The organism is Bacillus sp. UMB0893 (genome assembly GCF_002858905.1).
Classification (GTDB): Bacteria; Bacillota; Bacilli; order Bacillales; family Bacillaceae; genus Bacillus_P.
In genome coordinates, this window is record NZ_PKLB01000012.1 from 1 (window position 1) to 21699 (window position 21699).

The window sequence follows — 21699 nt, forward strand, 5'->3', positions numbered from 1 at the left end:
CGATTTGACACCCCGTATCATACCAAGAGGGCTCTTTTTTGTTCAAGTGCCCGAAAATCCTTCTAACAGGAATGCTCCTTAAATTAAAATCCCTTTAATATGTGAATATTATTCAATGGAATATTTTTGGTGGAATGTGAATCTCCTGTCTGAAGCAAGATAAGAGAAGTTTTTAAAGATAGGAGAGATACTTTTGACAAAATATTTAGGACTTCATGAAACACTGGAGACATTCGAGTTAATTGCATTTAAAACAGTATGTTTAACAAAAGCTGTAACTATGAGCAAATTGCTTCCTGATGGAGATCTTAAAACGATTCTTTCTGGTGATTTAGAATCAGGAAGTCAAGATCTGAAGCAACTTCAGACCTTTATTACAAACCGGGAGGAGACTCACAATGACTAATCTCCTGCAAAATATGGCTGGAATGGAAGGATTAACAGAACGGGCAATCGCCTCGGATTTTCTGATTTCATCTAAATCTGCCGTCAGAAATCTCGCATTTGCTATTACGGAAACAGCTACACCTGAACTGAAATCAGCTCTTCGCGAGCAATTAAGAAATGCAGTGGATACCCATGCCAAAATAACAGATTATATGATTGCCAATGGATATTATCACCCTAATCATTTAGGTGACCAATTAAATGTGAGACTGCAGGATGCACATACCGCTTTAAACCTTAAAGATCAATAGGGGTAGTATCGTATGTTTTATACAATAAAAAATCAGCTGCTATTAAACTAAGGGGTTCCGTTTATGGAAGGAAAACTGTAAATAACACTAAAAATAGCAGGCTAATTCGCATATGAATTTGACCTGCTATTTTTAGTGTTATTACAAGGTTTACAATCGTTTCTGAAAAGAAATAGTTACCTATTTAGTAATAGTACAATGGTATTGTCCATTATAAATTTAGTGTGCTAATTGTAGTGCTAATTGGCTTCCCATTTTAGTGCCGGATGACTACTGACATATCACAAATATATGGGACTTTTATGAGATTATTATAAATAATATATCTACCATTAAATGGTAGAATAGTACAATTTTTACGTATCAGACCTAACCTAAGAAATATATAGGAGGATTAATGAATGGTTAAAACAGTTACTTTTTCAGTTGGTACAAAATATGAAGGTTCAAGTGAGACAGAAACATTCACTTTTGAGTAATTAGGTATTGACGAGGATATGGATGACACAGAAGTAAAAAAAGGAATAGACGAAATTTTTCAAGCTTGGGTTTGGGATAAACTTAATATTTCTGAGTATAGTTATTTCGGAGAAAAACGCACAAAGTACAGATGATATTCTCTAAACAAAGAGAAATCACTTATTTGACTAACAGGTGCTATAACGGAATAACTTATTAACTCCGTTTACAATGAACTGAGTTTTTGTATGCAAAAGCTATCCCAGAGAAACGATCTCGAACTTGTGTTAAATACGGTAGATAAATGGATAAAGAAAAAAGACGTAGCTGGAGCCGTTCTCCATTCGGATCAGGGCTTCCAGTATACGTCAAAGCTATACAACAACCGATTAGAGCCTTATGGCATCAATGGCAGCCACTCTCGAAATGGAAACCAGGGACAAGACCAGGTCTGCCGTTCAATATGCTCTCCCGCCGATGTTAGTTTCACTGCCTCAATAGCTTCCGGAATGACTAGCTGTTAGAATTAATAAAATATCCTGTATTAGTCTTAACCCACTCTGCGAAAGTATACGGTTTTTGTCCTGTTACTTCCTCAATGGTCGACAATACCTTATGAGCGGATTGAGGCGGGTTAAGGTGCCAGTTTATCACATAGTCAATGGCATCCTCCTCAACACCCATCCTCCTCATTTGCTCACGTTCTTCTTCTTCAGAACTCTCAACAAATCGGATTTCCTGTCCGATAACCTCGCCAATAATCCGAACTTTATCTTGAACTGACAAACTCTCAGGCCCTGTTAAGGTATATATTTTACCTGCATGACCGTCCTCAGTCAGTGCGACCGTTGCGACTCTTCCAATATCAGCTTCATGAACAGGAGCAATTGGTGATCCCCCAAACAGATCTCGAACCAGCCCCTCGGAGCGTATGGAGTTTGCCCATTTTCGTGCATTTGCCATGAATTCAAAGGCTTGAAGTTGAGTCCACTCCAGGGCACTTGCCTCAACAGCACTCTCAAAAGGGCCCTTCTCGCCGTTCCATAAAACAGTAACCCTGCGTACTCCAGCCTTCTCAGCAAGCTGAACGATTTCTGGTCCCGTTTGTAACGGAGTATATTCGGCGCCTGTAGTAATCAAATGCAAACCGCTTACGCCAACCAAAGCAGAAACAAGCGTACTTGGTTCACTTAAATCCCCCGCAACAACCTCCACACCTGCAGGGAGATTGGCTTGTAGCGGATTACGTGTCAATGCCCTTACTTTTTCTCCCTTTCGAATAAGTTGATCTACGACATGCCGCCCTACGGTCCCCGTTGCTCCTGCCACTAATATGGTCATTCGTTTCCATCCTCCCATTCTTGTTTCATCTTATTGATTTTCTCAGCCAAAATTTAACCTCGCATCGTTAAAGCAGCTACTTGTGTTGGTTGATCTCATGCATTTTGGTCTCATACATATTCAGTAACTCCTTGCAAAAGACTTCCTTATTCTTATGTTCCTGGTGTTCAGGATATTTGCAGAAGATGATGTCAAATCGAAGCGGAGTTATTGTAATTTTCAAAAAAACCCCTTTAAACCTTCTTATATTTATTTTTACATTCCACATAAATTATTACATCCAGGTATAGTTTGAAATCCCCTACAACTTTAGATGTAGAACTATAGGGGGCCTAAATTCCCTTTTCAATAAACCTGCTCCGTTACTTTAAGTACATTAACAATCTCTTCTAAGATTTGGAGAGGAGAAAATGCCGTTGTTCTTGGAGATGGTACTTATTTTGGACATGGATTAGGAATAAAGAACGCTGAACAAATGATTCACGCTCTGAATAAAAGGAGAAAGCCGGGGAGTAATCAATCAGCCTATCTGACAAATTTAGTCACAAGGCCGTCTTTTAAACATTTAGCGAAAATTTCGATGCTGCCACGAGATTATACAACTTATAAAATTCAACATGTCAAAATACACCATAACGAAAGTTCAATTTCATGTGCTCGATATCTATTCTATTTAAATAAGGTGTACAATCAGATGACCTATATAAACCCATTCCTAAGATGAGAATGGGTTTAATTGTTTTTCATTTCCTCCACTATCTGGCTCGTTTGTTACATAGAAACAATTCAAATGCCAAAGTATTACATGAATACTTTATACAAACCTAGTTAACATAACCGAGGATTAAAAGAACCAGAAGCTCAGGTTAAGTAAATAGTGAAAATCGTTATTCTAAATCTGCTGCTTTATACATAAATTGAGAAAGGATTTTTAAAGTAAATTATGGTATTTATTCGTTCTGAATCCGATATTGAAAGGTGTGTCAAATATGGTATTTATTCGTTCTGAATCCGATATTGAAAGAAATGATAGTGTGTCAAAAAAAGAAAAAATGAAATATTTTGATTATATCGTCATTGGCGCTGGAACCGCTGGGGGGGTTGTCGCAAAAGAATTATCAGATGATTTCAGAACTTCTGTACTCACTCTTGAGGCAGGGACAAACATGAGAAATGAGTTAAGCAGTGCTTCTAACCCAGGATCAGGCCTGTTAGCTACCGATAACAGACACTCCTTTAATATAATGTCTACAATTGAACCTAATATTAATAGCCAGCTAAGAATCTCAAGTGGTCGAGCAATTGGTGGAAGCTCAGAACATAATGCCATGTATGCCGTAAGGGGAAGTCGTGAACTTTATGATCAGTGGGGAGAGCTTGTTGGACCTCAATGGAAATATGAAAATATAAGTTCATTATTCAAAAAAAATGAAACTTATACAGGAGAGACACAAGAACCGGAAGAACGGGGAACAAAAGGTCCTATTTTTGTTAGACAACAAATAATTCCTAAAGATGGTCTTACAATTACTTTAGCTAAAGCAACATCAGAAGTTTTAGGTATCCCAATTGTTGAAGACTATAATACAGGAGTAAAAGATTGCACATTTTATAAATCACAGGCTATGAACAAAAAGGTGGACGGAAAATTTGTTCGTTCATCAACAGCAACCGGATATTTAAATGAAAATATTGTCACACAAGGGAATGAGTTCCACCCAGATGAGTTTGGAGTTGGTAGAAGACAACTGACTATTTTCGCAAAAACAACCGTCAATAAAATCCTATTTAAACAAAAAAGAGGGGTTAACATTGCTGTAGGAGTTGATTTTGTCAGAAATGGGGTATCACAAAAAGCTTTTGCAAGAAAAGGAATCATTATCTCTGCGGGTAATTTTTCCTCAGTCATACTTCAACGTTCAGGAATCGGAAATCCTATGGATTTAGCCAGAATCGGTGTATCAACATTATCAGAGAGTCCTAATGTTGGATACAACTTCCAAGCTCAATTTACTGCTGGAGTGGGGGTTGAAGTAGAAACTAGTCGACTTCTAAAAGTGAGAGATGCTGACCCTGATCTACCATTTCCACTAGGTGCTCATAAAGGAGAAGGTGAAACAGGAGGTCGCCGTCTTCAAATTTATAGCAGCATAACACCTTCTTTTCTTCCACCACCAGTTATCTTCGTTAACAACTGGGCGTTTGATCCAAATAAAAAGACAAATGTAATGAGTATTGGTCCTTTCGACAATAACCCGAGAAGCAGAGGATCGATTTTGGCCGCTCACAGCGATCCTGAAGTTTATCCTTCCGTTAACCTCAATCCATTGCAAGATCAGAATGACTTAGAATTCATGATTGATCAGTATATTGAAATTTACAAAATTATGAAGAAAGCTCGAAAACTTGATCCTAAAGGTATTTATAAGTTAGTATACCCTGCTGAAGATGTCTTTGAAATGACAAATGAAGCAGAAAAAAAAGCAGAGATTGCTAAATATGTTAAAGCTACGTATCGCAATATTCAACACTTCGGCGGACAATGTAGGATGGCTAGGGGCATTCAAGAAGGAGTTGTTGATGGATATCTCAATGTCTTTGGTACTAAAAACCTAAAAGTCGCAGATCTTTCAATCTCTCCAATTTTACCAGACGGCAACACTTCTATCCCTTCGCAAATGATTGGTTTAGCTTGTGTACGATTTATTCGAGAGGATTCTGACCCATATGTAGTGGATGATGAGGCATTTGAAGATTATGAATGCTAAGAATAAGGTATAGAAAAGAGACGGATAATATCCAATAAATTCAACAAAATACAATCGACGCCGTGAGGCATCAAACAGTTTGTTTATTCAGTTTAAATTAGTCGGTAGCCCCTAACCTATCTTGCAGTATCATAGCTTCGCTTGTTATACGAGATCTGAGTCCCAACCAGCCTCAAACATGTTTCTGCAAGTAGAGGGTGGACAATATTCTGAACGGGATCTAATCCCATGCGCCCGACCGTCCTATATAAAAAGTTGGCCAACCAGAAATGACTTGTAGACCTTATAATACGATAGCGCCCTTAATGGAATAACATAAAATTATCCTCATTCTTAAATAATCACTTTTTTAGTTCAACTAAAGCACCCGTTCGTTTAAAATCAGTAAAAATAAATAATTACCAAGAACAATGAGAACACTGCTATTAACAGTGTTCTCATTGTTCTTTTGTTCGTCATTGACCTATATCAGTTTTCTGAAATATTTGAGAGGTAATCAGCCAGTTGAACGAAGGTTCCTGAAAAGCCCTCCCGAACCATTTCTTGCGACTCCTCGTAAGTTTTCATTTCCTCCTCAGTTGGGGATACAGGTGTCCCAATCATCGTAAGTATTGTTTTACCTTCATGCTCAGTGAATGTAAAAGTATTAAGAGTTTCCAATGGCCAGTTGTCTTTAAAAGGAGCACGTACGATGTTACCCTTTTCATCAGAAAAGAAAGAGGTGTAAACGAGTTTCTCTGGAGCATTTACTTCATGATATACAAATTTGATCCACATTACATTACCGTCAGGAGATGTCTGGCTGTAATGGAAGACACCATCCTGGCGAAGCTCAAACTTAGAAATATCAAAAGCCCATCCTTTTGGGCCCCACCAGTTCTGCAGATGTTCTGATTCGGTAAATGCCTTAAATACAAGCTCACGAGGAGCGTTGAAACTACGGGTGATTTCGGTTTTTGTAAACATTTTATTCCTCCAATTATTGTTTTTTATTCTGCAGCTCCTTCAGATAAAGTTCCAAGCTGCCGAGTTTTTCTTCCCATATTTCACGATAATGTTCCAACCAAATGTTTAATGACTTAAAGGGTTCTGAACGAAGCTTATAAATTCGACGATTTGCTTCCGCATAAAATTCCACCACTCCTGATTTATAAAGCACACTTAGATGTTTAGCAAGTAATATTGAAGAAAAGTATTTATCTCTAATTAACTTAGTATAGCAAGGGGAGGTGAATCGGTCTTTTCAATGAATATCTATTTTAGGAAAATGAATTACTTTACAATCTGGCCCGTTTGCGGAACAAAAATAAAAGAAATATCTTCAGCTAAACTGCACGTTACTTCAAAAAAACCGCCCGACAAACGGACGTTTACAGAACCTAACAAAGTACTAATATTTTGGATATTAGACGTTTTTGGTAATTAATTAGCGTTTAAAATTCGCATTTTTGCTTTGGACCCTAGAATCAAATAATGTTATATTTTCTTACATTTTTTATTTTATGTGTTAGATAATATTCCGTTTTTTAACAAAATTTCGATTTGAGATGATAATATCAATGTAATTCATGATAATGATGAGATCGATTTGACAATCAATATCTTTGTCAAAAGCTGACCTGTGAAGCAATTGTAATATTAGTAAAGAAAGCCACTGAATTTGAAGGCATTGTATTAGTAAAGATACATCAAAACGTCAAATGCATAAAGTATATGAAGCATGTCCATGTTTGGCGGCGCAAGCTGTACGATGACTTGCATCTGGATAAGACAGCAAAGAAGCTGGTAAGGCATTAAAAATGATTTTAATTGCTATTGGAATAATAGTGCAGTAATGTGTATACGAAGATAAAGGGGGTCATCAATGAATGAGAGAGACGTGGAGGATTACCTCGCAAAAAGCAATTTTCGAGTTTAGTAAACTTCCGGCTTTTCATATCGCTGTCCCATCAATATTACAATTTATCTTAAATGCATCATTAATCATACTTGCGACGGTTTTATGTATTTTAATGGCTAAAGAAATCATTCATTTTGTAGAATTCATTGTCACATCTGATACACCTAATTTTCAACATTTCCTCGAACAGATCCTTGTCTTTTTTCTATATTTTGAATTTATCTCAATGATTGTAAAATATTTCCGTGAAAACTACCATTTTCCGATGCGATACTTTCTCTACATTGGCATTACAGCAATGATCCGCTTAATTATTGTTGATCATGACGACCCATTCAATACATTATTACATGCTTTCGTTATCCTCATTTTAATTTTGAGCTACTATATTATTAACAATACACCTGCCATGAAATCCTTCAATAAATAAATAATTGGTTAGAATTCGATGATGCTAGGCTTGTTGTCAATAAGAATACGTTGTTTACATGTCTTCAATGTAAAAATTATTTAAATTACAGTATAGGTAATCGCATATTTACAACGTTAAGGGTATTACAGTATTAAAAATCCCAATCTCTCAGTGATATAAATGAGAAATTGGGATTTAATTATTCAACAAGGGCGCCCTTTGGAATAACTAAAATATGGCCTCAGCCATAAAACGCTTAATTCAACTAAAGTATTTGTTAGCTGAATAAGGAACAGTTATATAATGGAGGTTCATGATATAATTATTATAAGTAATCGCTTACAGAAATACAAATTAATCTTTCTGAAAATTAAATCTTTTAAGGGGTCGATGATTGTTGACATTAGATAGTAATAAATCAAATAGTAAAGAACTAACTATTTTTAATCACATTGGAAATAAAATCAAAACAGAAGATAGAGAAATTAATATAATTGCTAGATTAGAAGAACCACTAATAGTCATTTTAGGAAATGTTTTGAGTGATGAAGAATGTGAAGAACTAATTAGATTGTCAAAAGACAAAATGCATCGTTCTAAAATTGGAGTTACACACGAAGTAAATGAGATAAGAACAAGTAGTAGTATGTTTTTTCAAGAAAAAGAAAATGACATCATTACCACAATTGAAAAAAGAATATCTTCTATTATGAATATACCCGTTGAACATGGGGAAGGTATTCAAATTCTTAAATATACTCCCGGTCAAGAGTATAAAGCTCATTTTGATTTTTTTACATCTGCAAGTAAAGCAGCAAAAAATAATAGAATTAGCACAATCGTCATGTATTTAAATGATGTTGAGCATGGGGGAGAAACTTTTTTTCCTAAACTGAATTTTTCAGTATCCCCACAAAAAGGGATGGCGGTGTATTTCGAATATTTCTATAACGATAAAAACGTAAACGAACTAACTTTACATGGTGGAGCGCCAGTTCTAAATGGAGAAAAGTGGGTTGCAACACAATGGATGAGAAGACAAAAATTATCTGCACGTTGACAGTTGTTCGATGGTTAAAAAACGAGTGATGAAAATCAGTTTTATTAATGAAATAACATCAAATTGTAAATATCAAATACCAATTAAATAATCAAAATGACATAGGAAAAGGCGTGCATTAAATTCGCACGCCTTCCTTTTTTATTTACTAATAAATATTAAATTGAATTAATATTTCTTCTCTTAACGAAGTATAAAATCCCGCCAGCTAGAACTAACATTAATCCTGCTAGTAAAATGTTAATGTTGCTTGTTGCTGTATTCGGAAGTTCATGTTCAGATTGAGTTGGAATCATATTAGAATCTGGTTCGACTTCGAATATACCAAACGTACTGAAGTGATCGGTATAAGCTGTGACTTCACCATTTTTGTATTCTCCACCGATTAGTTCCCAAATTTTTTCCTCTTCATTCCAATAATAAACTTTTACATTTTTAGGATTTTTAATTTGTTTTGGATCAACTTTGAATGTTAGTTTAACTTTTTCATTGAACTTATGATATGATTTGCCATCAGCCTCAATTGTAAAGTCATAAACACCCAGTGAACCTTCCACTTCCATTTTCTTCAATTTAATGTCCAGATTTTCTGCTAATGGCAGGATAGAAGCAGGAATTTTTACATCTACATTTCCATTGCTTACCACAATTACTGCACTTGCATCTTTCAAAGCTTGAATTTGGTCTTTAGTAAGGGTTAATGTTGCATTTATCTTTTCATCAACTTCAACAACAACTAATGCTTCCTCTTCAAGATTTTCAAGAGCATCTTCACTAATTGTATACTTGTTACCCTCTTTAACCACTGGCAGTTTAATTTCTTTTACCTTATCTGGTTTATTACCTGGGTTTTCACCTGGTTTATTACCTGGATTTTCTCCTGGGTTATTACCTGGATTTTCTCCTGGTTTATTACCTGGGTTTTCTCCTGGATTTTCTCCTGGATTTTCTCCTGGGTTTTCTCCTGGGTTTTCTCCTGGGTTTTCTCCTGGGTTTTCTCCTGGGTTTTCTCCTGGGTTTTCTCCTGGGTTTTCTCCTGGATTTTCTCCTGGGTCTACACTCACATCAACAGTTCGACCTTCAACTTCAGTTGGGATACCTTTGCTCCCAATACTTACTAAATGATCACGGAAGTTTTCCCAATCCGATAGACCTAAATCTGTTACACGGCCTTCTTCATATGCTTTCGCAAAGACACCATAACCATCTCCGCCTTTAGCTGTGAAAGCATTAGTTGCAATCGTGTAAGGTACTTCGTCTTGAACTTCTACATATTGACCATTTTCATTTAAGTAAGATACGGATTCAACGCGTTCTCCTGCTGGTTTCGTAGAATCAAATTCTACTTTAGCACCAGCTACATGTAAAAATCCGCCATTTTCTCCTGGATATCTACCTACGGAGATTTCAAATGCTTCTTTTAGCTCAGCACCAGTTAACTCCATGGTTGCTAACGTATTAGCAAATGGAAGTACTGTGATTACTTCGCCAACAGTGATCGGGCCAGCATCTATTGCCGCACGGATACCACCGCCGTTTTGCAATGCCATTATGACATTTTTACCGGTGAATGCTTTTGCTTTCACAAGCATTCCATCTGTAATCAAGTTACCCAAGATTGTTTCGTTTTTACGTACACTTGGCTTTGTATTATCGCCGTCTGTACGTGGGTTTTCCAATTCAATTGGAGAAGTTACTCCAATTTCTTCTTTAGCTACTGCATCAACTTTTGCTTTGTATGGTGCCAATACTTCTGTTGCTTGAGGATCAGCTTCTTTGCCGCTAATTGCAACTAATTGACCATCATGAGCTTCGACTACACCATTTTCATCAAATTCAACATTTAATACACCTAGGTTGCTGTTCGCATTACCTGTTTGTACGATTACGGTAGGACTTGCATCTTTTGCCACAACAACTGGTTTTGTCAATGCGGTATGACTATGTCCACCAACAATAACGTCAATTCCTTCTACTTGTTCAGCAAGAATCAAGTCATTATCAATTGCTGCATTATCGTCATAACCAATATGAGTCAATGCGACAATCCGGTCGACACCTTGTGCTTCAAAAGCTTTTACTGCTTTTTCTGCTTCTGCAAGATAGTTTTCAAATGCAATGGAACCTGGGCTGGAAATATCAGCTGTTTCCTCAGTTGTTAAACCGAAGATCCCAACTTTCTCACCGTTTACTTCTTTAATGATTCCATTGTAAATTTCGCCATTTTCAAAAGACGCTGGAACGGAATCATTGAATATTCCATCAAATTTAGCATCATTTGAGAAATCAACGTTTGCACTTACGAATGGGAAGTTAGCTCCCTTAATAAAGTCAGCCAATGCTTGATGGCCATCTTGTGAAGAACCTAAGTCAAATTCATGGTTACCGAATGTCATTGCGTCAAAGCCCATCAAGTTCATCAAGGCCAGGTCTGCTTCACCCTGGAATTCATTGAAATACAAGGTGCCAGAGAATGCATCCCCTGCATGAAGAAGAAGTGCTTCAGGGTTTGCTGCTCTTTCTTCTTTTACAGCAGTCACTGTCTTAGGCATATTGTCTAAAGCTGCATGGGTATCATTGGTATGCATGATAGTTAGGTCATATTTATCAGCTAAATCAAGTTGAACCAATACAGGATCATGGTCAGATGCTTGACCCTGTGCTTCAGTAAAGTTTGCGTTGATATGAATCATATCAGCTGTAGCAGCATTTACTAAATTATTTGAAACTAAAATATGGTCTAATACCTGGTTGTTTCCTTGGAAAAAGTAAGAGAAACGATCTTCAGCAGGAACTTGTTCAACCATATTTGTTAAAACATTGCCTTTAAGTGTATCAAGAACCGGTGTGAACTCGAAATCATTCATATCTCCAGCAACAACAACATTCAGAGCAGGATTTTTTGCAAGACCTGTATCAATGAAGTTATTAATTTCTTGTGCTAATTTTATACGTTCAGCTTCTGAGCCCAATTTAGGCGGTTGGCTTGATCCCCAAAGAGATTCGTCTCCACCTTTAGAGTTCAAGTGATTACCGATAACTACTACACGTTGGCCTTGGAACTCGAATTCTGCAGCGATTGGTTTACGTGTTCCAGAGAATTTATCAGGATTAATTACACCTGGGTTCAGCATTAAGTTACCCTCTTCGGTCCATTCGTTTGCTTGCGTTCCTCTACCTTTTATTGCTTCTGCGAGTGTAACGCGTTCTGGATTATATAGGTAACCAACACGGATATTACCGCCAGGTGCACCACCGTTAGTATTGTTTTCAGGAGCAACATCTGTCCATTCATATGTTGGGCCGCCTGCAACTTTGATCGCTTCGATTAAACGTTTATAACTTTCAGATGCATCAGTATTGCCAGAATTAGTTTCTCCATCATTATCCTGCACTTCTACTAGTGTAATAATGTCTGGTGACTTCATATCGTCTACAAATGATTTTGCAATTCTAGCTACTTTTTCATCTGGTGTATTTGCTGTGTTGTTTGAGAAGTTTTCAACATTGTAAGATGCAACTGTTAATTTATCTTCAGCAGGTACAATATGAGTAACTTCTTGTTTTAAGTTTGATCTAATTACAGAAGGCAATTTGGTCTTATCCGTTACTAGTTGATAGCCAGCGCTTGCATAAGTAAGGACACCGATTACATCGCCGCCAAACTTATCGCCCGGCTGGAAGTTATTGCCGACATTGTCCAGGAAGATCTTTTCAGGGTTATAATCGTCTTTTGCGATATTTAGTCCGCCCTGAACATTCAATTCATTATTTGATGTGCCTTCAACAATAATTGGAACATCATTATTATATGGAGGTCCAACTACAAGAGCATCCGGGAATGAAACGCGCATGTATTCAACGGATTCCCAGAAGTCAATGCCATCTTCTGCTGGATCAAAAGATTCCATTTTATCATTATCAATGATTTTGTTTGGAGGCACAATATCTTTCCCGACTACAAGTGGTTCAGGTAGTTCTGCTGTACCTGTTTTTGTCACTGTAGTTGCAGTAATTTGTGTTTTAGATAGGTTAGCACCACCACCATATTCTGTAACTGTTCCGTTAGCAGATACTTTATCGCCAACAGAAACCCCATGAGATGATTTGTATACTTCAATTGCTTCTGATGTTGCACTGTCATTATCTGCATTATCAACATCCTGCATGACAAAGCTGCTTGAACCGAAGACATGAGTTACAACACCAGTGATGTTTGTAACTGAAGATCCATTGTATTCGGAAGTATGTCCTTTTCCTTGAATATCAAGGATTGAAATACCTTCAGTATTTAAAATTTTATAAGTAAAGGTAAATACTTCGCTTGTGTTATCATTAGTAACCGCAATCGCTTTAATGGTTGTTTCACCAGTTTCCAATGCAATTGGGGCAACATATTTTGTGCTTGATAGAGTTGGGGCTGAACCATCTGTTGTGTAATAGATTTCAGCGCCCTCAAGGCCTGATTTCAATTCGACGTTTGTACCAGCTGGAACAACGCCTTGTGCCTGAGTTGCATAAACGGAAGGCTTGTTAACCAAATCATAGCTATCTAGACCAGTAGTTTTTAAGTGGAATCCAGTTTCATCAACAGATCCAATTCCTGTCAGATGAACTTTATCGCCTTCTTTGTAATGCTTAATTAGTTCATCATAATTAGAGCCTGTACGATTATCATGGATAACCCTTACTTTTTCTCCGCTTTCAAACACTGCTTGGAAGAAAGCAGTTCCATAGCCATCTTTACTCAATTCAGTGATTGTAACATTTTCCAATTTGAGCAGTTCAGCTTGTGTAGCTTCATCTACTTTCGTAACAGCCTGTGCCGCTGGGAGTTCATTGCCGGATGAAAGAATTGCAAGACTTGATGGTTTAATCTCTAGTTCATTTTTATATGTTAGTAATTCACCAGTTATTTTTATTTTATCTCCTGGCTTTACATTTTGCGGGCTGCTAAAAACAAACATCCCCGCACTTGCATCTTGCAAATAGAAAGTTTCGCTGCCCCAAAGACCTGTATTCGTTGTGGCAATACCTTCAATCGTTACAGTACTACCTACAGGTTGTTTACGTGCATCTGCAATAGAGATGGTTGGAACTGGTTCTGGATCGGTTGGTTCGCCAGGATCGGCATTCCCAAAGGTGTGTTTTCCTAAATCTGTAAAAATATCTTTCTGCAAATTAGTCCATTCTTTATTTCTATCAAAGGCATCATTAATAATTGTATCTCCTGTTAGAACATTGCTGTTTCTAACAAGAGAAACATCTGCTAGAACATTTTCAACTGATCCAACTTGACCAATTGAATCAACTGCTTGTCCATTTTTCTTAAGTACGATTTGATCGTTACCATTGAAATTAATGACTTGTTTGCTTGTATCGATTTTGTCCGTTACAGCAGCAATAGAAGGATTTGCATCTGAACGAGATATGACGTATGTATCACCATTTGCAAGCTTACCATCTAATGGTAAAACAAGATTCGTTGTAGTTGTTCCCGTTTGTGCAGTTCCACTATTATTATAATGTTCTAGAGTATACCCACTTAGATCGATCTCTGCACCTGTTCCATTGTATAGCTCAATAGCTTTATTAAAACTGGATCCCTCAATATATTCTGAGATAATCAAATCCGCAGCTACAGAAGTTTCAGCCTTTGCATTAGTATTAGCAAATGGTGAAACTAAACTTGTAAGCAAGACAAGCACCGTGACAATACTTAAACTCTTCTTATGTCCTCTTTTCAATGTTTTTCCTCCTTTTTTTGATTGAAGACTGAAATGATCGTAGAATAAATCCACAACTTTTCAACAGCAAACTCTTCCCCATACAAATTTTAACCTCCTACAATTGACCTAATATTGACCTAATATTAATTTTATGTAAAAAATTGACGAATTGTGAAATAATAAGAAAAAATCGTTAAAAAAATGCCAGTCACTACCCGAATTTTATCGATTAGACTTTTTTTAGGAGTGACAGGCACTGGGTATTTTAGAACTATCTTCGTAACTTCAAGAGCTTTATCGATCTTTTCAGAATGAGCCCTTTTTAGAAACTTTGCTAAAAAAACTGAATACTAAAAAGCGGAAAATTTAAAACGAAATTCAAAATGTAGAGAAATAGATATATCCATTATAACTTCGTAAACCCTTTTCAGGAAACAAAAAAAGGCAACACCCAAAAGGGTTAGTTGCCTTCTTTTAATAGGAGTTGCGAGACACACTCCACGTGTGTGGTGTGTATGTGACAACACATGGGTGCTGACGGGTATATTACATTTTTAAGACCTTTTTCATTCAGAAAACAAACTTTATCAAAAATAGTTGCAACTGCAAAGGAACTTGATACTGAATAAAATAAGTACACATGAATTCTCTACCTTTTTGAGAATTAGATCATGTCACTGTCCCCGTCCCATCAATATTCTTTTCCAAAGCTATCAAGCAATGCACGCACTTCATCTGTTGATTTCGTGTTCATCAATTGATTTCGTAATTCAGCAGCTCCAGGGAATCCTTTGACATAAATTTTGAAAAAGCGATGAAGCCCTGTGATTGAACGCGGCACTGCTTCCGCATATTGATCCTGGAGATCAAGCTGCAGTCTTAAAAGATCAAGGTATTCTTTACTGCTGTGCACTTTTGGCTCTTTTTCAAAAGCAAATGGATTTTTAAAAATCCCTCGCCCGATCATAACGCCATCAATACCATATTGTTCAGCAAGCTGCAGCCCAGTTTGACGATCAGGAATGTCGCCATTGATTGTTAGCAGCGTATTTGGTGCGATACGGTCACGTAATTTTTTGATTTCCGGAATGAGCTCCCAATGCGCATCTACCTGGCTCATTTCCTCTCTTGTACGTAAATGAATAGAAAGGTTCGCAATATCCTGTTTTAAAATATGCGTAAGCCACTCCTCCCACTCATTTACCTCCTTATAGCCAAGTCGTGTTTTCACGCTGACAGGCAGTCCGCCCGCTTTTGCTGCTTGAATTAGTTCTGCCGCAACGTCCGGACGCAGTATAAGGCCACTCCCTTTTCCTCTCGATGCCACATTCGGTACAGGGCAGCCCATATTAATATCGATGCCTTTAAATCCCATCTCTGCCATGCCAATACTCATTTGACGGAAATATTCGGGATTATCCCCCCAAATATGTGCCACCATTGGCTGTTCATCTTCTGTAAACATCAAACGGCCACGCACACTTTTCATGCCCTCTGGATGACAATAGCTATCCGAATTTGTAAACTCTGTGAAAAATACATCCGGTCGACCGGCTTCACTTACAACGTGACGAAAAACAACATCTGTCACATCTTCCATTGGTGCAAGTACAAAAAATGGCCGCGGCAAATCACGCCAAAAATTATCTATCATTTCAAACTCAATCCTCTCACTATGGATACAACTTCAAACTCCGGTAAAAAAATATTCTTTTACACTTATATCATGCTTAATAACCTAGTTTCAAACACAAGTTCCTTTGGACATTGATCATTTATGAAAAACGATTTGAAAAACGCAATGTTTATTTTAATGGATATTTTTATAAACAAAAAAGCAGATGGTATAGAATTTTTCTATCTCAACTGCTTTCCTATTATACCAACTCCAAACACGCGACCGCTTCACAATGCGTCGTATGCGGAAACATATCCACCGGCTGCACCTCAACCGTAGAGTATCCGCCAAGTTCCAACACCTGCAAATCCCTCGCAAGCGTCGCTGGATTACAGCTCACATATACAACTTTCTTCGGCTTCATATCCAATATTGTCTGCAGCAAGGCTTCATCGCATCCTTTACGAGGCGGATCGACAACAATGACATCTGCCGCATTTCCTTCTACATACCACTTCGGAATAACAATTTCAGCTTCCCCAACTGCAAACTCAGCATTTTCAATTCCGTTCAATGCTGCATTGCGTTTTGCATCTTCGATTGCTTCAGGCACAATTTCAACGCCGAAAACCTTCTTAGCTTTCTGCGCTAAGAACAATGAGATCGTACCAATACCACAATAAGCATCAATCACTGATTCTTCCCCGCTCAAGTCTGCATACTCCAGCGCTTTGTCGTAAAGAACCTTCGTTTGTTCAGGATTGACCTGGTAGAACGATCTTGCCGATATCGCAAACTTAATATCCCCAATGTAATCGTAAATGTATTCTTCGCCCCAGAGCACGGTCGTTTGGTCGCCGAAGATGACGTTTGTGCGTTTTGGGTTGATGTTTTGGACGATGGACTTGATGGCTGGGAATTGGGATGTGATGTCGTCGATGATGGCTTTTTTGTTTGGGAAATCGGGTGTTCTTGTGACGAAGACGACCATCATTTCTTTAGTGACAATGCCGTAGCGGACCATGATGTGGCGGAGCCAGCCTTTGTTTTTCTTTTCGTCATACGCTCGAATGCCGTGACGGGTTGCAATGGCTTTAATGGCTGCGACGACTTCATCGTTTTCACTTTGCTGGATGAGGCATTGCTCCATGTCGATGATTTCGTGGGAGCGCTGCTGGTAGAAACCGGCTACTAGTCCGCCTTCTCGTTCTCCAACTGGTACCTGTGCTTTGTTGCGGTAATTCCATGGGTCTTCCATGCCAAGTGTCGGGTGAACGGTAATGTTGTCTAGGTTCAGCTTTCCGATTCTTGTGAGTACTTCTTTTACTTGCTTTTGTTTAAAATCGAGCTGGCCTTTGTAGCTTAAGTGCTGAAGCTGGCAGCCGCCGCATTGTTTATAGATCGGGCATGGGGCATCGGTTCGTTCTGAGCTTTCTTCGTGCAGCACGACAAGGCGTCCGAATGCGTAGCCTTTATTTATTTTCGTGACTTTGATTTGACCCTTTTCGTTTGGAAGTGCGTTTGGTACGAAGATTGGATAGCCTTCGATTTTAGCAACGCCTGACCCGTCATGTGTCAGGTCTTCAAAGGTAACGTCGTAGTATTCATTTTTTTGTACTGGCGGGGTCGCCTTTGTCATGGTTATCTTCCTTTACTCATACTGATTTTCTCATTTTAACACAATGAAGACATAAGAAAAACTTGGCGCAGGGCCAAGTTTCTATTCGTCCATTTGCTCTGCTTTTGCAAGCGGCATGAGGACGTCGATGTGTCGATATAGGTTGACGAATTCGCCTGGCAGGTCGCCGCCGTATTCGCCGTCTAGGTTTAGCTGCATTTTTTGAGTGGATGTGACCTTCACTCGGTTTGCAGTTGTGTAGATGATGTTGCTGTCACTGATATGTTCACCGCGCAGGGCAAGGCTTGCGACTCTGATGAATTCGGCAAGGTTTGCCTTTTTCAAGATGAGCAGGTCGAACATGCCGTCATTCAGCTTGGAGTCTGGTGCCAGCTTTTCAAAGCCGCCGACTGAGTTTGTCAGTGAAACGAGGAAAAGCATGATTTCTCCTTGGAACAGTTTTCCGTCGTATTCGATTTCAACTTCTGCCGGGCGAATGGAAGGCAGCATTTCCATGCCCTTTAAATAGTAAGCGAGCTGGCCTAATACGGTTTTCAGCTTGCTTGGCACTTCATATGTGAGTTCAGTCAGACGCCCGCCGCCTGCTATGTTGACGAAGTAATGCCCATTCACGCGTCCGATGTCGATCGCTCTTGCTTCACCTTCGAGCAGGGCGTCTACCGCTGTTAAGATATTGTCGCGCGGGATGCTGATGGCGCGGGCAAAATCGTTCGTTGTTCCAACGGGAATTACACCAAGCTGCGGTCTTACTTCAAGATCAGCCAGTCCGTTTACTACTTCGTTTACGGTACCGTCTCCTCCGGCTGCAATGACGAGGTCAAAGCCGCGTTCGCCGGCATCCTTTGCTGCTTGTATGGCATCGCCTTCGCAAGTTGTAGCGTGGCATGACGTTTCGTATCCGGCTATTTCAAATTTCTGAAGAACTTCAGGTAATTGTTTTTTAAAGGCTTCGCGCCCTGATGTTGGATTATAGATTATTCTTGCTTTTTTCATTTTCCCCATCATCCTAAGAATGTATTTCCATGATTTGTTGTATCTAACAAGCCATCATTATACTACACTTTTTTTGTTAGATACGCAATTCATAGAACTAGTATAGCCAATGCAAAATAAAAACAACGGCGCCATCATGAATTTCCATTGCGGCACCGTCTGTTGATTATCGTTTCTTGATTTCCTCAAGTAATAGCTTGTTGACCAATGGCGGGTTTGCCTGGCCTTTTGTTGCTTTCATGATTTGACCGACAAGGAAGCCGATTGCTTTTTGTTTTCCGCTTTTGAAATCCTCGATGGATTGCGGATTTGCATCCAGTGATTCGTTCACGATTTTGCGCAGCGTGCCTTCGTCAGAGATTTGGACTAGTCCTTGATCCTTAACGATCTGCTCAGCATTGCCGCCTTTTTCGATCAGCTCTTTGAATACTTTTTTCGCGATTTTCGTTGAAATGGTGCCATTTTCGATGAGCTTGATCATGCCTGCAAGTCCTTCTGGTGTGAGTGCTACATCCTGAAGCTCTTTTCCTTCAGCATTTAAGTAGCCGCTCACTTCACCCATTAACCAATTCGAAGCCTGCTTAGCGTCTGCTTCTTTTGCCACTGTTGCCTCAAAGAAATCAGACATTTCTTTTGTAAGCGTCAAGACCTGTGCGTCATAAGATGGCAAGCCAAGCTCTTCGACATAGCGCTTTTGACGCTGATCTGGAAGCTCAGGGATTGTTGCACGAATACGTTGTTTCCAGTCTTCATCAATGTACAGAGACACAAGATCAGGCTCTGGGAAGTAGCGGTAGTCGTCAGATCCTTCTTTGACGCGCATCAGGATTGTTTTTCCTGTTGCTTCGTCAAAGCGGCGTGTTTCCTGCTCGATGATGCCGCCTGCTAACAGAACTTCCTCCTGGCGCTTCACTTCATGCTCAAGGCCTCTGCGGACAAAGTTGAAGGAGTTCAGGTTTTTCAGCTCTGCTTTTGTCCCAAATTTCTCTTGACCGACTGGACGAAGGGAAATGTTGGCGTCACAGCGAAGAGAGCCTTCTTCCATCTTACAATCTGATACACCTGTGTATTGGATGATTGCTTTTAACTTTTCAAGGTAAGCGTATGCCTCATCGGGTGTGCGGATGTCCGGCTCTGATACGATTTCGATCAGCGGTGTACCCTGGCGGTTGTAATCACAAAGAGAATAACCGTCGCCTGTATGTGTCAGCTTGCCAGCGTCTTCTTCTAAATGAAGGCGGGTAATGCCGATTCGTTTCTTATAGCCGTTCACTTCAATATCAATCCAGCCGTGCTCGCCGATTGGCTTATCAAACTGAGAAATCTGGTAAGCTTTCGGGTTATCAGGGTAAAAATAGTTCTTGCGGTCGAATTTCGTATCTGTCGCAACTTCACAGTTCAAAGCCATAGCTGCTTTCATGGCAAAATCAACGGCTTCTCTGTTCAGTACCGGCAGAACGCCTGGATAGCCAAGTTCGATCACACTTGTGTTTGTATTTGGATCAGCGCCGAAATGGTTCGGTGCGCTTGAGAAAATTTTCGATTCTGTTTTTAATTCAACGTGGACTTCAAGTCCAATGACCGTTTCAAAGTTCATGATTTCACCCCTTACAATTCAGGTTTTGCTTTATGATGATCGGTTGCCTGCTCAAATGCATGCGCAACACGGTAAATTGTGCTTTCGTCGAAATGCTTGCCGATAATTTGCAGTCCAAGCGGCAAACCGTTTGAGAATCCGCAAGGCACGGAGATCCCAGGTACGCCTGCAAGGTTTACTGGGATTGTCAAAATATCATTCGCATACATTGTCATCGGATCATCTGTTTTTTCGCCTACTTTAAAGGCTGTAGTTGGCGTTGTCGGTCCAACGATGACGTCGTACTTTTCAAACACATCTTCAAAGTCTTTTTTGATAAGTGTGCGGACTTGCTGTGCTTTTTTATAGTAAGCATCATAGTAGCCTGAGCTGAGCGCGAATGTTCCAAGCATGATCCGGCGTTTGACCTCATCGCCGAAGCCCTCTGAACGGGATTGCTTGTACAATTCGATTAAGTTTTTCGCATTGTCTGAACGGTAGCCATAGCGGACACCGTCAAAACGGGCAAGGTTTGCTGAAGCTTCTGAAGATGACAGTAAATAGTAGGTAGCAAGCGCATATTTTGAATGCGGCAGAGAAACCTCTTCCCATGTTGCACCTTGTGCTTCTAACACTTTTAACGCATCATGGACAGATTTCTTCACTTCTTCGCTTACGCCTTCACCTAAATACTCTTTCGGAACAGCGATTTTAAGACCTTTTACATCACCTGTTAAGGCTGATAAAAAGTCTGGAACGTCAACGTTTGCTGAAGTTGAGTCCATTTGATCGACGCCTGATATAGCTTGGAGCAAGAAGGCATTGTCTTCAACGCTTGTTGTCAGCGGCCCGATTTGATCAAGGGATGATGCAAATGCAATCAGTCCGAAACGGGAAACGCGTCCGTATGTAGGTTTTAATCCGACGACACCTGTAAAAGCTGCCGGCTGGCGAATCGAACCGCCTGTATCTGATCCAAGCGCAAAAGGTACTTCGCGGGCTGCAACTGCTGCAGCCGAGCCGCCGCTTGATCCGCCTGGAACGGTTTCAAGATTCCATGGATTTTTCGTGACTTTATAGCCTGAGTTCTCTGTTGATGAACCCATTGCAAATTCATCCATGTTTAATTTTCCGATTGTAACCGCTTCTGCCTTTTGCAAATGCTGAACGACAGTCGCATCATATATAGGATCGAAGTTTTCAAGGATTTTACTTGCAGCTGTTGTGCGCAGGTTTTTCGTCACGATGTTGTCTTTTAAACCAATCGGCATTCCAAACAGCAATCCAAATTCCTCGCGCGTATCAATGGCTTCGTCCAATTCCTTTGCGTAGGAACGTGCTTTTTCTTCATCTAGTGTAAGAAAAGCATTCACTTGATCGTCTACGGCATGAATTCGTTTGTATGATTCGTCAACCAGGTCGGTAACGGTGATTTCTTTTTTATGTAATAATGTTTTTAACTCTGACAGTTTGTGGTCAAATAATGACATAGTGGCTGCTCCCTCC

At 39.4% G+C, this 21699-nt stretch carries 14 protein-coding genes; 6 read left to right on the forward strand and 8 right to left on the reverse strand.

Annotation, left to right across the window (positions count from 1 at the left end; all coding sequences use genetic code 11):
• Window positions 1-193 precede the first annotated feature (193 nt).
• Window positions 194-406, forward strand: a complete 213-nt coding sequence (locus CYJ36_RS21415) for a hypothetical protein (RefSeq protein ID WP_101569285.1) — start codon at window positions 194-196, stop codon at window positions 404-406.
• Window positions 399-698 carry a spore coat protein gene (locus tag CYJ36_RS21420; protein ID WP_101569286.1) on the forward strand — a complete coding sequence of 100 codons (300 nt, stop codon included), beginning with the start codon at window positions 399-401 and terminating at the stop codon, window positions 696-698. Before CYJ36_RS21415 ends, CYJ36_RS21420 begins: the two co-directional genes overlap by 8 nt.
• A gap of 972 nt (window positions 699-1670) precedes the next feature.
• Here CYJ36_RS21420 and CYJ36_RS21430 read toward each other — a convergent pair.
• Window positions 1671-2498 carry an NmrA family NAD(P)-binding protein gene (locus CYJ36_RS21430; RefSeq protein ID WP_101569287.1) on the reverse strand — a complete coding sequence of 276 codons (828 nt, stop codon included), beginning with the start codon at window positions 2496-2498 and terminating at the stop codon, window positions 1671-1673.
• A 394-nt stretch (window positions 2499-2892) separates the two neighbouring features.
• Between CYJ36_RS21430 and CYJ36_RS24185 the strand changes: the two genes are divergently transcribed.
• Both CYJ36_RS24185 and CYJ36_RS21445 read left to right on the forward strand, forming a co-directional pair.
• The gene (locus CYJ36_RS24185) at window positions 2893-3222 is read left to right on the forward strand and encodes a hypothetical protein (RefSeq protein ID WP_308315401.1); all 330 of its coding nucleotides are present in this window, start codon (window positions 2893-2895) and stop codon (window positions 3220-3222) included.
• A gap of 328 nt (window positions 3223-3550) precedes the next feature.
• Window positions 3551-5266, forward strand: coding sequence for a GMC family oxidoreductase (locus CYJ36_RS21445; RefSeq protein ID WP_101569335.1), 1716 nt, complete (start codon window positions 3551-3553; stop codon window positions 5264-5266).
• A 468-nt stretch (window positions 5267-5734) separates the two neighbouring features.
• Here CYJ36_RS21445 and CYJ36_RS21450 read toward each other — a convergent pair whose 3' ends face one another.
• Window positions 5735-6232, reverse strand: coding sequence for an SRPBCC family protein (locus CYJ36_RS21450; protein WP_101569289.1), 498 nt, complete (start codon window positions 6230-6232; stop codon window positions 5735-5737).
• A gap of 902 nt (window positions 6233-7134) precedes the next feature.
• Here CYJ36_RS21450 and psiE point away from each other — a divergent pair.
• A complete protein-coding gene (gene psiE, locus CYJ36_RS21465) occupies window positions 7135-7596 on the forward strand; it encodes a phosphate-starvation-inducible protein PsiE (protein WP_101569292.1) in 462 nt (153 codons plus the stop codon).
• A gap of 379 nt (window positions 7597-7975) precedes the next feature.
• Window positions 7976-8638 carry a 2OG-Fe(II) oxygenase gene (locus tag CYJ36_RS21470; RefSeq protein WP_101569293.1) on the forward strand — a complete coding sequence of 221 codons (663 nt, stop codon included), beginning with the start codon at window positions 7976-7978 and terminating at the stop codon, window positions 8636-8638.
• A gap of 158 nt (window positions 8639-8796) precedes the next feature.
• Here the strand turns inward: CYJ36_RS21470 and CYJ36_RS21475 are convergent, their stop codons facing one another.
• From CYJ36_RS21475 to gatA, 6 genes are all read right to left on the reverse strand, one after another.
• The gene (locus tag CYJ36_RS21475; RefSeq protein ID WP_180850527.1) at window positions 8797-14385 is read right to left on the reverse strand and encodes a 5'-nucleotidase C-terminal domain-containing protein; all 5589 of its coding nucleotides are present in this window, start codon (window positions 14383-14385) and stop codon (window positions 8797-8799) included.
• A gap of 673 nt (window positions 14386-15058) precedes the next feature.
• Complete coding sequence (locus CYJ36_RS21480; protein ID WP_101569295.1) at window positions 15059-16021, reverse strand: tRNA dihydrouridine synthase; 963 nt, start codon at window positions 16019-16021, stop codon at window positions 15059-15061.
• A 223-nt stretch (window positions 16022-16244) separates the two neighbouring features.
• The gene (gene rlmD / locus CYJ36_RS21485; RefSeq protein ID WP_101569296.1) at window positions 16245-17624 is read right to left on the reverse strand and encodes a 23S rRNA (uracil(1939)-C(5))-methyltransferase RlmD; all 1380 of its coding nucleotides are present in this window, start codon (window positions 17622-17624) and stop codon (window positions 16245-16247) included.
• Window positions 17625-17705: 81 nt separating this feature from the next.
• On the reverse strand, window positions 17706-18617 hold the full coding sequence (locus CYJ36_RS21490) for a diacylglycerol kinase (protein WP_101569297.1): 912 nt from the start codon (window positions 18615-18617) through the stop codon (window positions 17706-17708).
• A gap of 166 nt (window positions 18618-18783) precedes the next feature.
• Window positions 18784-20214, reverse strand: a complete 1431-nt coding sequence (gene gatB, locus CYJ36_RS21495) for an Asp-tRNA(Asn)/Glu-tRNA(Gln) amidotransferase subunit GatB (protein ID WP_101569298.1) — start codon at window positions 20212-20214, stop codon at window positions 18784-18786.
• An 11-nt stretch (window positions 20215-20225) separates the two neighbouring features.
• Window positions 20226-21683 carry an Asp-tRNA(Asn)/Glu-tRNA(Gln) amidotransferase subunit GatA gene (gene gatA, locus CYJ36_RS21500; protein ID WP_101569299.1) on the reverse strand — a complete coding sequence of 486 codons (1458 nt, stop codon included), beginning with the start codon at window positions 21681-21683 and terminating at the stop codon, window positions 20226-20228.
• Between the last annotated feature and the right edge of the window lie 16 nt (window positions 21684-21699).